This window comes from Clostridium lundense DSM 17049 (assembly GCF_000619945.1).
Classification (GTDB): domain Bacteria; phylum Bacillota; class Clostridia; order Clostridiales; family Clostridiaceae; genus Clostridium_AO; species Clostridium_AO lundense.
The window spans coordinates 269,235-284,501 of sequence record NZ_KK211043.1 but is presented as its reverse complement, the minus strand read 5'-3'; the positions used below and the strand labels follow the sequence as shown (position 1 = coordinate 284,501).

12 protein-coding genes are annotated in these 15,267 nt (G+C 28.9%); 1 reads left to right on the top strand and 11 read right to left on the bottom strand.

Annotated features, from left to right (window positions below):
- Positions 1 to 3: 3 nt before the first annotated feature.
- The 9 genes from T514_RS0123285 to T514_RS0123245 form a co-directional block, all read right to left on the bottom strand.
- On the bottom strand, positions 4 to 1,497 hold the full coding sequence (locus tag T514_RS0123285) for an O-antigen ligase family protein (protein ID WP_027626894.1): 1,494 nt from the start codon (positions 1,495 to 1,497) through the stop codon (positions 4 to 6).
- A 26-nt stretch (positions 1,498 to 1,523) separates the two neighbouring features.
- The gene (locus T514_RS0123280; protein WP_034870099.1) at positions 1,524 to 2,264 is read right to left on the bottom strand and encodes an acyltransferase; all 741 of its coding nucleotides are present in this window, start codon (positions 2,262 to 2,264) and stop codon (positions 1,524 to 1,526) included.
- A 20-nt stretch (positions 2,265 to 2,284) separates the two neighbouring features.
- A complete protein-coding gene (locus T514_RS0123275; protein ID WP_027626892.1) occupies positions 2,285 to 3,391 on the bottom strand; it encodes a Gfo/Idh/MocA family protein in 1,107 nt (368 codons plus the stop codon).
- Positions 3,392 to 3,448: 57 nt separating this feature from the next.
- Entirely contained in the window at positions 3,449 to 4,765 is a 1,317-nt protein-coding gene (locus T514_RS0123270) for a nucleotide sugar dehydrogenase (RefSeq protein ID WP_027626891.1), read from the bottom strand.
- Between the two features lie 114 nt (positions 4,766 to 4,879).
- Positions 4,880 to 5,983, bottom strand: a complete 1,104-nt coding sequence (locus tag T514_RS0123265; RefSeq protein ID WP_027626890.1) for a DegT/DnrJ/EryC1/StrS family aminotransferase — start codon at positions 5,981 to 5,983, stop codon at positions 4,880 to 4,882.
- Positions 5,984 to 5,999: 16 nt separating this feature from the next.
- A complete protein-coding gene (locus tag T514_RS0123260; protein WP_027626889.1) occupies positions 6,000 to 7,841 on the bottom strand; it encodes a polysaccharide biosynthesis protein in 1,842 nt (613 codons plus the stop codon).
- Positions 7,842 to 8,064: 223 nt separating this feature from the next.
- A complete protein-coding gene (gene galU / locus T514_RS0123255) occupies positions 8,065 to 8,934 on the bottom strand; it encodes a UTP--glucose-1-phosphate uridylyltransferase GalU (RefSeq protein WP_027626888.1) in 870 nt (289 codons plus the stop codon).
- Positions 8,935 to 9,018: 84 nt separating this feature from the next.
- Positions 9,019 to 10,101, bottom strand: a complete 1,083-nt coding sequence (locus tag T514_RS0123250) for a tetratricopeptide repeat protein (protein WP_027626887.1) — start codon at positions 10,099 to 10,101, stop codon at positions 9,019 to 9,021.
- A 39-nt stretch (positions 10,102 to 10,140) separates the two neighbouring features.
- Positions 10,141 to 11,865 carry a phospho-sugar mutase gene (locus tag T514_RS0123245; RefSeq protein ID WP_027626886.1) on the bottom strand — a complete coding sequence of 575 codons (1,725 nt, stop codon included), beginning with the start codon at positions 11,863 to 11,865 and terminating at the stop codon, positions 10,141 to 10,143.
- Positions 11,866 to 12,303: 438 nt separating this feature from the next.
- On the opposite strand from T514_RS0123245, the gene T514_RS0123240 reads away from it, so the two are divergent.
- A complete protein-coding gene (locus tag T514_RS0123240) occupies positions 12,304 to 13,764 on the top strand; it encodes an aminotransferase class I/II-fold pyridoxal phosphate-dependent enzyme (protein WP_027626885.1) in 1,461 nt (486 codons plus the stop codon).
- Between the two features lie 179 nt (positions 13,765 to 13,943).
- Here the strand turns inward: T514_RS0123240 and T514_RS0123235 are convergent, their stop codons facing one another.
- Both T514_RS0123235 and T514_RS0123230 read right to left on the bottom strand, forming a co-directional pair.
- Positions 13,944 to 14,762 carry a hypothetical protein gene (locus T514_RS0123235; protein WP_027626884.1) on the bottom strand — a complete coding sequence of 273 codons (819 nt, stop codon included), beginning with the start codon at positions 14,760 to 14,762 and terminating at the stop codon, positions 13,944 to 13,946.
- Positions 14,763 to 14,799: 37 nt separating this feature from the next.
- Positions 14,800 to 15,258: a 2-thiouracil desulfurase family protein gene (locus T514_RS0123230; RefSeq protein ID WP_027626883.1), complete on the bottom strand. Its 459-nt coding sequence runs from the start codon at positions 15,256 to 15,258 to the stop codon at positions 14,800 to 14,802.
- Positions 15,259 to 15,267 lie beyond the last annotated feature (9 nt).

Genomic DNA, 15,267 nt, shown 5'->3' with positions numbered 1-15,267 from the left:
CTTCTAACTATATTTAATAAACTTTTTGTTGTTAATTGCTAAAGTTACCGTCATTCCTACCACAATCCAAAATGTAGGATACCACATAATAGTACTAGGTGCAAATGCTAAGAATATAACCCCGAATGAGGTTGAAGCAAACATTATTAAATATTTCTTCAATTCTTCATTAGCATGATAATATGCCTTTATACTGTCCAAAATCATAGCAAGATATATATATATTACGTAGAAAAATATAGGTATTCCAAAATCACCTAAAATTTCAAACCACAAAGAGTGAACATTAACAACCCCAAAGGTATTATCCATCTTTTCTACATACTTTTCTATATTTCCAGGTCCAAATCCCAAGAAATGCTTTTCTACAAAAACACCATGAGCCACATCATATAAAAGTGTATATCTTTGGTTTGTAGAACCTTTCTTACCTAATTGAATTAATTGCTCATCTTCTTCACTAGGTTGGTACTCCATATTCCATATATTTAATCTGCCTAATAATTTTGATCCAGTTATCTTCCCGTAAAAAGGTTGCATACTAGGTATAAAAGATATTCCAACAAAAACCACCATAGTAATCGTACCTAATGCGAATAATTTTTTTGTTTTAACCTTGTCTTTATTCTTGCCAAAAGCATAAAAAATAGTAGCAAACAATAAAGTAATAAATATAGTTACCCATGCAGTTCTTGATCTTGTAAATATTAAATTAACCTGGCTAACAAAATACAATAATAAATATATCATCTTTTTATTTTTATCTTTACTAAATAGCCATGCTGAAAACAATATAGTCATTCCAATTACTAAAAAAACAGCATAATTATTAGGATTGTAAAAAAATACTACTGGTATTTTTTTCACATAACTTATTTGAGCTGCAATTGGATCCCACTCTACAAAGTGATTTCTAGTTCCATATCTTATTTCAAATATTTCTAATATTCCTAACCCTAATATTCCCGTATATACATATTGTAAAAATCTTAAGGTCTTATTCATAATTTCTTTTGATCTATTCTCTAGTATCACCATTATTAAAAGTGATGCCATTATTGCAAAATTATAGATATATTTTATAGCAAGCTTTTTATCCCCAGCTAAAAGAACACTTGCTAACATATACACTACAAATACTATAAAAAACATCAAATATTTATTATTTTTAATTTTTTCAAATTCAATTTTAGGATTATTTTTTATGAAACTATATAGCAAACATATCATGTATATAAATAATGTTACATAAAAATAGTATATAGAATACCTACTTCCTAAAGGTATTTCTAGCGAAAAATTAATGATAGCAAATAATATAGTTGTAAAATATATCATATGTTTAATATTATTTGCGAATTTTTTGTATATTATAGTAAGATAAAAACCAGCAAATAATTGTACTACTATTAAGCTAGGAAATATAAAATAATTTGCTACTAATGCTAACATTAGTATTAAATATACAGCTGTGTTTTTATTACACCTTAGTTCCATAAACAGTTCCATCCTTTATTTCTAATTTATTGATTTTTCAAAAGTTGATCTTCTGGCACATTTCTTAAATGTTTAGCAGGATTTCCAGCTACTATGCTTTCTTTTTCTACATCCTTTGTAAGTACACTTCCTGCTGCTACAAAACCATCTTCATCTATAACTTTTCCTGGTAAAATAACAGCACCTGCTCCTATTCTACCACCCTTTTTAACAGTAACCCCTTTAAACTTTCCAAATCTTTCTCTAGATCTAGCTGCGTAATTATCATTAGAAGTTACTACGCAAGGTGCTATAAACACATTATCTTCTACTTCTGAATAAGCTGTTAAATACACATTAGTTTGAATCTTACAATTGGAGCCTACTTTACAGTAATTTTCTACTGTAGCTCCTTTTCCTATTATAGTTCTTTCACCTATAGTTACATCTTCTCTAATAACTGCCAAGTCAGCAATTAAAGTTTTGTTTCTAATAATACATCCAGCATATATTATCACTCCTGCTCCTATTAAACATTCATTTTCAATTTTAGCTGGAGCTAATTTTTTATCATCCTTAAATATGCTATTTACTGCTCTCATAGGTTGTTTTCCTATAACAGTGTTATCATCTATTCTAACGTTATTACCTATCACAGAACCTTCATGTATAACTACATTGTTGGCAATAATGCAGTTATCACCGATAACCACATTATCTTCTATTACAACAAATCTTCCAATACTAACATTTTTACCAACCTTAGCTTTTTCCGATATATAATTCATAATTATTCTCCTTTTACTTACTATTTATGAATTTTATCTACATTAACCATTTCCATAGTTGAGAAGTTCTCTAATGGGAATTTAATAGGCTGACCAGTAAGTCTTGACTTATATGCAGCAAGTATTATAGCCATACCTTTTTTACCTTCTTCTCCACTTATTAAAGGTTCTCTATTATTTTCTATAGCATCTATCATATCTCTGAAAAGGTTTGTATGACCAAATCCATAAACTGTATCTGGGTCTTCTCCTTGTGCCTTTAATATTTCATCTTCATTATCCTTGCCATCAGCAAATCTCCATGTTTCAATCTTATTTACCGCAAGTCCACCTATTGACACAGCACCTGTTTCTCCAAAAACACTTAAAGTTTCTTCTAAATTTTTTGGATATACACAAGCACTTCCCTCAACTATACCAATAGCACCATTTTTAAATCTTATAACTATTGCTCCAAAATCTTCCGCTTCTATATCTCTTAAGAAAGTATCACATTGAGCATATACTGTATCTATTTCTCCACCAAGCATCCACTGTAATAAATCTATATTATGTATACACTGATTCATTAAAGTTCCACCATCTAATGCCCAAGTTCCTCTCCAAGGTGCCTGCTGATAATATCCCATATTTCTATTCCAAAGTATTCTTGCAGTACCATTAATAATTCTTCCAAATCTATCTGACTCTACTGCTTCTCTTAATTTCTGTATTGGATCATTAAATCTATTTTGATGGCTTACACATAGTTTTACATTGTTTTCTTTAGCACATTTGATCATTTCATCTGCATCTTTTATTGATAAAGCCATTGGTTTTTCAACTATAATATGTTTTCCTTTATTCATGCAGTATATTGCTATTTCTGGATGATATCCACTTTCAGTTGCTATAGTTACTACATCTATTTCCTCTTTTTCTAACATTTCTTTATAGTCAGTATAAACACCAACATTTAATGAATTTTCCATTTTTTCTATGTATTCGTTCTTTTTAGCTTCAGCATTTTCCTTGATAATATCACAAGTAGCTACTAGTAAAGCATCTTCTTTATTACCAATTAAAGCTTCTACATGTTTATATGAAATCCTTCCACAACCTATAATCGCAAATCTTAACTTTTTCATAAAAAATCACCTCATAATTTTATTATAGGATAAGCCAAAACGGCTTATCCTTCAAAATTAAAGTTTATATATTTTTTCTCTATTATTTTTAACTTCTTTTGTAGCATTTCTTGTATCATAAATTAATTTAGCTTTCTCAGCTAAAGCTTCATAATCTATATTGCTATGGTTAGTAGTAATGATTACTATATCACTTTCATCAATTACTTCTTTCCAATCTACTGTAAAGTATTTCTTTCCCTTATGCTCAAATTCAGGGATATATGGGTCACAAATTACAACTTCTGCACCATTCTTTTCTAGATGTTCTATTACCTTTAGTGCTGGTGACTCTCTCATATCATCTATATCATTTTTATATGCTACACCCATAAGTAGTACTTTCGCACCATTCATGGCTTTCTTTTCTTTATTTAATAATTTCATTACATTGTCAACAACATATTCTGGCATTTGGTCATTAATTCTACCAGAAGTCTGTATTAAACTTGTATGGAAATCATATTCTTTAGCTTTCCACTCTAAATAAAATGGGTCAAGTGGTATACAGTGTCCACCAAGACCTGGACCTGGGTAAAATGCCATAAATCCATAAGGCTTAGTTTTTGCTGCATCTACTACTTCCCAAACATCTATATTCATTTTGTTACATAATACAGCTATTTCATTTGCTAAAGCTATATTTATGTTTCTAAATGTGTTTTCAAGTATTTTTTCCATTTCTGCTATAGCTGGTGATGATACTGTGTGTATTTCACCTTGTAATACACTTTTATATAAAGCAGCTGCTACTTCTGTACACTCTGGAGTACATCCTCCTACTACTTTTGGTGTATTTTTAGTTTTAAATTGCTTATTACCTGGGTCAACTCTTTCTGGTGAAAATGCTAGAAAGAAATCTTCTCCACATTTAAGTCCAGTTTCTTCAAGTATTGGTTTTAACACTTCCTCTGTAGTTCCTGGGTATGTTGTACTTTCTAGAACTACTAACATTCCTCTGTGTAAATACTTTGCCACACTTCTTGTTGAATTTACTACATAAGATAAATCTGGTTGTTTATATATATCAAGCGGAGTTGGAACTGCTATACAAACAGCATCTACTTCTCCTACAAAGCTAAAATCAGTAGTAGCTCTTAACTTTCCTGCTTCTACTATTTCCTTTAAATCTGTGTCAACTACATCCCCTATATAATTATGTCCTTTATTTACTAATTCTACTTTCTTTTCCTGAACATCAAATCCTATAACTTCATAGCCAGCTTTAGCCTTTTCTACTGCTAGTGGTAATCCCACATATCCAAGTCCAACTACTCCAAGCTTAGCTGTTTTATTCTCCAATTTTTTTATCAATTCGTCTCTTATCTGTGACATTGTTTCAACCTCCTAGGTTTATAGATTTACAACCACATAAAATTATACACTTTGTTAATATTTCGGTCAAACTTTTTTATATTTTATTTAAAATTTAATAATATTTTTACATAATTATCTTTGTAAAAACTTTTTCATGCAATTAACTACATATTCCTGCTGATCTTTTTCAATTTCAGGGTACATAGGTAGTGCAAAAGTTAATTTACAAGTTTCCTCTGCTACAGGTAAATCTCCTTCTTTGTATCCTAAATATTTATATACATCTAACATTTGAACAGGTACTGGATAATAAATCGCTGTAGAAACACCATTTTCTTTTAAGTATTCCACAAATTCATCTCTATTCTTAGTTCTAATAACATATTGATGATAAATATGTGTACAATCCTTATCTTCATATGGAAGAATAATATCTGTATCTTTTAATAATTCATTATAAATATGTGCTTTTTCATATCTTAACTTATTCCATTCCCTTAAATACCTTAATTTCACTCTAAGTATAGCTGCTTGTATTTCATCTAATCTGCTATTATATCCTATTACTTCATGATGATATTTCTTTTTACTTCCATGAACTCTTAATAATCTCATTTTTTCTGCTAGTTCATCATCATTAGTAACTATCATACCGCCATCTCCATAGCAGCCTAAGTTCTTTGTTGGAAAAAATGAATAAGTTCCTGCTTTTCCTATGCTTCCTGCTTTCTTTCCTTTGTATTCTGATCCTATAGCTTGGCAAGCATCTTCTATTACAGGTATATTATATTTATTTGCAATGTCCATTATTTTATCCATCTTACACATTTGTCCAAATATGTGTACTGGAATTATAGCCTTTGTCTTTTCTGTTATTTTCTCTTCTATTTTATCTGGATCTATACATAAAGTGTTTTTATCTATATCAACAAAAACAGGTGTTGCTCCTAATACTGAAGTTGTCTCAGCTGAAGCAAAGAAAGTGAATGGAGTAGTTATTACTTCGTCTCCTGGTCCCACTCCTAAAGCTTTTAGAGAAAGCATTAATGCATCTGTACCATTAGCTACAGCTATAGCATGCTTTACTCCTGTAAATTCTGCAATTTCTTTTTCTAATTCTTTCACATTAGGTCCCATTATAAAATGAGTAGATTCTAATACGTCTTTAATAGCTTTATCTATTTCCTTTTGTATATTACCATACTGTACCTTTAAATCTAGTAAGTCTACTTTCATTTATTATCTCTCTCCTTTAATTAATTTTTCTAGTGTACGTAGGAACCTTCTTTTGAATCAATTTAAATATCTCTTCTTTATCTTTGTAAATTACTTCTCTAAATTCATTTATAGATTTTTCTACAAATTCTATACTGTTATCCGCTGGTTTTTCTATATATATCTTATCATGATCCGTAGAAGTCAATGCAATCTCATTCATTAATAGCTCTTCATATAATTTTTCCCCTGGTCTTAATCCAGTATACTCAATTTTTATATCTACATCAGGCTGATATCCTGAAAGTCTTATTAAATCTTTAGCCAAATCTGCTATCTTCACTGGCTCACCCATATCTAAAACGAAAATTTCTCCACCATGAGCCATAGCTCCAGCTTGTATAACTAATTGAGCCGCTTCTGGTATAGTCATAAAATATCTATTAATTTCTGGATGCGTTACAGTAACAGGTCCTCCATGAGCTATTTGCTTTTTAAATAATGGTATAACAGAGCCATTACTTCCTAAAACATTACCAAATCTTACCGCTACATATTCTGTATTACTTATTGTATCAAATGCCTGTATTATTATTTCACAAAATCTTTTGGTAGCTCCCATAACATTAGTTGGATTTACTGCCTTATCTGTACTTATCTGTACAAACTTTTCCACTCCAAATTCATGACTACATTTTACTACATTGTAAGTTCCAATTATATTATTTTTAATAGCTTCTACTGGGTTATCCTCCATAAGTGGAACATGTTTATGTGCTGCGGCATGGAAAACTACATCTGGTTTATATTTTTCAAATACATCACTTAATCTTTTTTCATCTCTGATTGAAGCAATTATAACTTCTTTGTTCAAATTAGGATGATTATAGTTTAACTCCATTTGTAGATCATAAGCATTGTTTTCATATATATCTAATATAAGAAGTTTTTTAGGATTAAATCTAGATATTTGTCTACAAAGCTCTGACCCGATAGAACCTCCTCCACCGGTAACCAAGATAGTTTTATCCTTAATGTACTTATTTATATTATCACTATTTAATTTCACTTCTTCTCTTCCTAATAAATCCTCTATATTTACATCTCTGATTTTATTCATGCTAACTTTGCTATCTATTATTTCATAGATACCAGGAAGAGTTTTTAATTTAGCATTAGTATTTTTGCATATATTTATTATGCTTCTTTTAGTCCATACATCTGCTGAAGGAATAGCTAAAATTATTTCTTCCACTCCTCTTTCTTCGCATATACCTACAATACTTTCTCTTCCACCAATTACTTTAGCTCCACTTATATGCTTGCCTCGCTTATGCAAGTCATCATCTATTAATCCCACTATATCATAGTTTAAATTATTACTTTTTTTAATTTCCTTTATAAGTAGTGCTGCTGCATCTCCTGCACCTATTATCAATAATTTTTTCTTCTTTTTATCAGAATTTTTATCTGTATTAACTTCGTCTACAACCCTATATAAGAATCTTGTACCCCCTAATGATACTACTGATAGCAACCAAAATATTATATGCACACCATAAGGAAATCTAATATATCTTGTTTCCAATAGTCTATAGTTTATAAAATAACTATACATTAAAATAACTACATTAGATAATGATATAGAATAAATTATAGACATTAATTCTTCTATAGATGCATATTTCCATATACTATCATACAAATGAAAAATCTTATTGAAAAATAAAGTTATAATAATCGCAGGGATAATCGAAAGCTTAAAAAACTCCATATATTCTATTGGTATTCTAAAATCTAATCTTAATAGCAAGGCTACATAAAGTGATAAAACCACTAATATAACATCATATAATATTAGCTTTTTATCTTTTTCCATTATTATCACATCCTAGAAACAAAATAATATTACGTTACTTTAATAATTTTACAACATTTAAGAAAATATTCAATAAGCAGGCTTCCTTTTACATAACAAAAGTTTAACATATAAGACATAAAAAATATAGAGTATTTACATGTTAAATAAAAATTCAACCCCTTGATAAATGCCTGGGGTTGAATTTCTTAATCTCTTCATAAGCATCTCAGCTGTATTTATTTTAAATATTGTCCTGTAATTTTAACAAATAATTCATAAATTGCTCTCTTAAATCTTCTCTTTTTAATGCAAACTCTACAGTAGCCTGTAAAAATCCCAATTTATCTCCTACATCGTATCTTCTTCCTTGAAACTCATAAGCATATATTGCTTCTTGATTAACTAAAGTTCTTAATGCATCAGTTAATTGAATTTCTCCACCTTTACCAGGGCTTGTATTTTGAAGTACATCAAATATTTGAGGTGTTATAATGTATCTTCCTAGTATAGCAATATTAGATGGAGCCTCTTCAACCTTTGGTTTTTCAATTAGATCCTTTACTTTATAAATCCTATCTTCTATATGCATTCCTTTTACTATACCATATTTATACACATCCTCTTTTGAAACCTGCTGAACACCTAATATGGTAGTTTTATATTCATTGAAACAATCAATTAATTGTTTTAAGCAGGGCACTTCACTATCCACAACATCATCACCAAGCATAACTGCAAAGGGCTCATTTCCAACAAAAGTTCTAGCACAGCTTATAGCATGCCCTAACCCCCTAGGTTCCTTTTGTCTTACATAATAGATATCTGCCATATTGGAGATGTCTTCAACCATATTTAATAAATCTTCTTTTCCTGTTGCTTGCAACTGCTGTTCTAATTCTATGGATTTATCAAAATGATCTTCTATGGCTCTTTTATTTCTTCCTGTTATAATTAAAATTTCTTCTATCCCTGAGGCTACAGCTTCCTCTATTATGTACTGTATAGTTGGTTTATCAACTATAGGAAGCATTTCCTTAGGTTGAGCTTTAGTAGCTGGTAAAAATCTCGTTCCTAATCCCGCTGCGGGTATTATAGCTTTCTTAACTTTCATTAGACTTTCTCCTTTCCAGCAACAGTATTATCCATATATAATGTATACAATGCTATTAATATTATACTTTACTTTAAATTCCTTTTAACTTTTATTACTGTTTAAAATATTGTCCAATTGAATTACTATTTCATCTTTTGGATCTAACTTTTTAGCAATTTCTAAATGTTTTTTACCTTCCTCTATTTTTCCACAATTTATATAACACATTATAATATTGGTACAAATTTCTACTGACTTTGTAACTTCAAAAGCCTTTCTTAAAAATTCTATAGCTTTTTCAAAATTTCCAAGTGAAGCATAGTTAATACCTAACTCATTTACAATTTCGGGCATATTACTATCTATATTAACAGCCTCCATTAAATAATATATTGCCTTTTCATAATTCTCTAGAATTCTATAAGCTATAGCAATATAATAATATAATACTGCATCATCATTAAACTCATCCAATAATGGAATTAAAAGAGACAATGCTTTCTTAGGATCATCATAAAGTATCTCTTTTGCTTCTTCATAATTCACTACATTTCTTAATGATATTTTAAGTTCTGTAATATCACCAGTTTCTTCCCCACCATTGGATAAATAATTATTTAGTGCAAATAAAGCTTCATCATATTTTTTATCATCTTTCTTTACTAAACATTCATATAGATAAGGAATTTCATACTGTGGAAAATTCACTTTAGTTTCCTCTATAATACTAAGTTCTTCTTCTTTGTATACTTTATCCAAACTCCTTAATTTATCTCCCAGCATTATTAATTTGCTATAATTTTCTTCATTTTTTTCAATTTCTATTAATCCTTTTAACATTATATAAGCATCTTCATATTGATTACTATCAACAGCTTTATATATTTTTCCTTTTATAAATTTGATACTTTCAGGTATATTTAATATTATCTTTTTATAAAAATCATTAAATCTAAATTCTTTATCTGCACCCATAACAAAAAACATAGATTCTATAAAATAGCTAACAGGTATATTATCCATCTGCTCCCCTGATTTTATTTTGTTAATTATATCCTCAGATTTAATTGGTATATATATTCCTTCATCCGTCTGAAGTTTAAATATACTTTTAACCTTTTTTTCATCAATTTCTAAAAATAATAACTGGGATAATTTTTCTGAAAAACGTGATTTAATATCCAATATGCAATCCTCTCCTATTCTTTAGTAACAGTTAATGTTTTAGTCTATTTTCATTATTGCCATTACAGCTTCCTTAAAGCTATTCATTTCATTTTCTGCATCCTCTTTGGTAGAACCAATTACAGAGAAATAAACTTTGATTTTAGGTTCAGTTCCTGATGGTCTTACTACAAACCAAGAATTATCCTCAAATATAAATTTAATAACATTAGATTTAGGTAATTCAGTAGGACTTTCTTCTATATTTAAAATATTCTTATCTATTCCTAATTTATAGTCAATCTTTCTAATAATTTTATGTCCATTTAATGAAGTTGCCATAGAATGTCTAAAATAATGTAGTATTTTATCTATTTTTTCTTTTCCTTCTACACCTTTCGATTCTATTGAAACTAATTCCTCTTTATAAAATCCATATTTATTATAAATATTAATTAAAGCATCATATAAATTCATACCTAATTTTTTATAATATAAAGCCATTTCACAAATAATATTAGCCCCTATTACAGCATCTTTATCTCTTACAAAGTCCCCCATTAAATATCCATAACTTTCTTCAAACCCAAAAATGTATTTATAATCTTTATTTTCTTCAAATTCCTTTATCTTTTCTCCTATATATTTAAAGCCAGTTAATACCTCCAACATATGGACACCAAAATCTTCACATATTTTCTTTGCCATATCTGTAGTAACAATAGTTTTTATTACTACACCATTTTTAGGTATAGAATTATTCTCTTTCATGGACATTAAAATATAATGGGTTAACAAAGTTCCCATTTCATTGCCTGTAAGTACCCTATATATGCCCTCATTATCCTTTACAACAACTCCTATTCTATCACAATCTGGGTCAGTACCAAATATAATATCCGGTTTTACTTTTTCTGCCATTTTTAAAGCTAAATTAAACACTTCAGGCATTTCTGGATTAGGATAAGGAGCTGTTTTAAAGCTTCCATCAGGTAATTCTTGTTCTTTAACTACAAATACATTTTTATATCCTAATTCACCTAATACTCTTCTAACAGGTATATTACCACTTCCATGTATAGGTGTATATATTATTTTTAAATCCTCAGCATGATTCTTTACCATATCTTTTCTTATTACTAAGCCTTTTACTCTATCATAATAAGCTTTTTCTACTTCATCCTTTATATAACTTATTAAACCATTTTCCATTCCGTTCTGAAATTTTATTTTTTTTACTGAATTAAATTCTTCCACATTTTTTATACAACTTAATATGTTTTTAGCACATTCATCAGTTATTTGTCCTCCATCTTCTCCATAGACCTTATATCCATTGTACTCCTTTGGATTATGAGATGCAGTTATGCAAATACCTGCACTACAGCCTAAATGCCTAACACTATAAGAAAGCATTGGTGTAGGACGTAAAGAGTCAAATATATTTACTTTTATCCCATTAGCAGCTAATACTTCTGCAGCAGCCTGAGCAAATTCTTTAGACATTATTCTAGAATCATAAGCTATAGCAACAGATGTGTTGTTTTCATACTGATAATTTAAATAATCTGCTAAACCTTGAGTAGCTTTTCCTACAGTATAAATATTCATTCTATTACTACCAACACCTATTATACCTCTTAGTCCACCAGTTCCAAATTCTAATTCTCTATAAAACCTATCCTCAATTTCCTTTTCATCAGAAATATTATTTAATTCTCTTTTTGAATCTTCATCTACAAATTGTGAATTTAACCAAAGAAAATATTTGTCTTTATAATTCATTTTATATCCCCCTTACAGTTAACATTTATATATGCATAAACATATTATACTATGGTTATATTGTAAAAATCTACAAATATAATATACCTTACAAAAACCTACATAAATATTTTATTAATAAATATATAAAAAAATCAATAATACATACACTAAAGTATAGTAATTTATAAATAATAAAAAATAAATAATAAATAATAGATATAGATAATTTTTCTCTATTAATATTACGAAAAATATAAAATTAAAATTCTGCTTAACTTTTCGGAAATTTTTGTTATTTATCATTTAAGATTCCTATAGTAAAAAATATTTCTAATATATATTGCAATTACCTAACATTTACTTTATAATGATATTGTTTTAAGACAAAGTCCACGGGAACCATTGATTTTTCATAGTTTCACGGGTATAAATTTGTGAAAGAAGGTGTTTATCAAGGTGTATAAATTAGATCAAAATGAAACTCCATTATTCGATGCTTTAAAAGAATATGTTGATAGAGAAACTATTCCTTTTCACGTACCTGGTCATAAAAAAGGAGAAGGAATGGATGAAGAATTTAGAAGTTTTATAGGAGAAAATCCTTTTAAAATTGATGTTACTGTTTTTAAATTAGTAGACAGTTTACATCATCCTACAGGTCCTATAAAAAAAGCGCAACAACTAGCTGCTGATGCTTATGGTGCAGATGCTACCTTTTTCTCTATTCATGGTACTTCTGGTGCTATTCAGGCAATGATTATGTCTGTAGTTAGTGCTGGTGACAAAATAATTATTCCAAGAAATGTTCATAAATCTGTAACTGCTGGAGTAATTTTAAGCGGAGCAACTCCTGTTTATATGCAGCCAGAGTTGGACAAAAGGGTAGGTATTGCTCATGGAGTAACTCCTGAAACCGTAGAGAAAACTTTAAAAGCTAATCCAGATGCTAAAGCAGTGTTAATTATAAATCCAACTTATTATGGTGTTGCTACAGATATAAAAAGAATAGCTGATATAGTTCACAGTTATGATATACCATTAATAGTTGACGAAGCTCATGGTCCACATCTTGGCTTTAATGCTAAATTACCAATGTCCGGAATGGAAGCTGGAGCTGATATTTGTGCTCAAAGTACTCATAAAATTATAGGTGCTTTAACTCAATGTTCACTACTTCAAGTTCGTTCCAAAAGAGTTGATGTTCATAGGGTACAGCAAATATTAAATTTATTGCAAACCACATCACCTTCTTATATTTTAATGGCATCCTTAGATTGTGCAAGAAGACAGATAGCCCTTCATGGACGTGAACTATTAGACAAGGCTATTTCATTAGCAAATTATGCACGTGAAGAGATAAATAAAATTCCTGGTTTTTATTGTTTTGGTGAAGAAATTTTAGGAGAACCTGGTGTATATGCACTTGATCCTACTAAAATAACTATAACTTGTAGAGACTTAGGCATAACAGGATACGATTTAGATATGATTTTATCTAATAAATATCATATTCAAATGGAGATGTCTGATCTATATAATGTATTAGCAGTAGGCTCCTTTGGAGATACTAAAGAAAATATTGATGCCTTATTAAAAGCATTAAAAGAAATTAGTCAAGACTTTTATGGTAAAGGAAATAAAAAAGCTGACTTTATTGATATTCCTAATATACCAAGTCAGGTTAAAATTCCTAGAGAAGCTTTTAATAGCGAAAAAGTTTGTGTATCATTAAAAGAAAGTATAGGAAAAATCAGTGGAGAATTCTTAATGGCATACCCACCAGGAATTCCAATACTTTGTCCTGGTGAAACAATAACTAATGAAATAATAGACTATGTTCAAAGATTAAAAGAAACTGGTCTTTATGTTCAAGGTACAGAAGATCCCGAGGTTAATTATATAAAAGTAGTAAAATAAAAAGTGCAAGGCACTTTTTCAGGGTACAGATGACAGATAACAGAGTACAGATAAAGATGCTTTTCTTGTAAGAAAAGCTCTTAATTCTTAAAGTAAGCTCAGATTATTGATAAACCATATGATTTTTTAAAATCATATGGTTTATCAATTTTCATTCCTTATTATTTATTATTTATATATTATCCTCTTAGTCCATTTAAGTTTTCTTTTATTATTTCATTATGTTTATTTCTTATAAATTTAATATAACTATTTTCATTAAAATCTACTATATTACTATAAGTTTTTATTATTTTTTTAAAATAACCTAGAACATAATCCAACTTGTAAAAACTCTCTTTTATTTTCAAATTAAATCTTATTGAAAGTCCTCTCTTTTTCTTAGTACATTCTCTTTTGATTTCATCATAATATTCATTAGTAGAATATATTAATCTAATACTTTTAAAATTTTCCCTTAGTATATCTTCAAAAATAGAATAAGATTTTGAAAACATTTCTTCACCAAAAACATAGTTTTTACTTTTCAATACTTCTTCTAATTTTATAATTTTTTCAATGCTCTCATTCTTTTGTTTTCTTATAGAAATAACTTTTTGAATAATACTTTTCATTTTTTCAATGTCAAAGTTAATATCATCCTTTAAAAGATTTATAGCATTAATAGCCTTTTGGAAGTCATCTTCTTGTCTTTTAATAGCTCCTTCATCTTCATGCGTAGATATTAAGGAAAATCTATTATCTCTGTCAAATATATTTTTATAATGAAAGGATAGCTTTCCCAACTCTTGTACTATAGGTCCACTTTTAACTACTTCATTTTCTTCTGAAAGATATAAAATTCCCTTTAATATATAATTTCCTCTTCCAAAAGCCTTTTTCCTAAATTGTATTTCCTTATAAATCTTATCATTATACTTAATATTTATGAATTTTATATTTTCACCTTTTTGTATATATGGAGAAATTTTTTCTTCTATTTCCTTTGGTACATCCATGTAAATCGACAATGACTCTTCACCCCATTAAACTTCTCTAAAAGTTTTTATCCTTAAAATTTTCCTCTGTATAAACCTTAATACCATTTTTAATTAATAGTTCTGCTGTAACACCATTTCCCTCTTTTTTATTTCCAGAAAAAGTTCCATCATAAATGATTCCACATCCACAAGAAGGGCTTTTCGCCTTTAGTATTGCTACTTTAGCATTACAACTTTGTGCTATTTTTAAAGTTTCATAAGCTCCTTTTACAAAGTTATCTGTGGAATTCTTACCTTTTTTGCTTATCACTTTACCTGTACCGCTTAGTACACTTTCACCTGTACCCTGTAAAATTTCATGAGGTTCCCTTGGAGTTTCTAAACCACCTAACTGCTCTGGACATACTAATATAGCCTTTCCCTCTTTAAATAATTTTAGTATATCATTATTTAAGTTGTTTCCCCCACTATATTTGCAATTCACTCCACATAGGCAAGCACTAACTATTATCAATAAAAACAC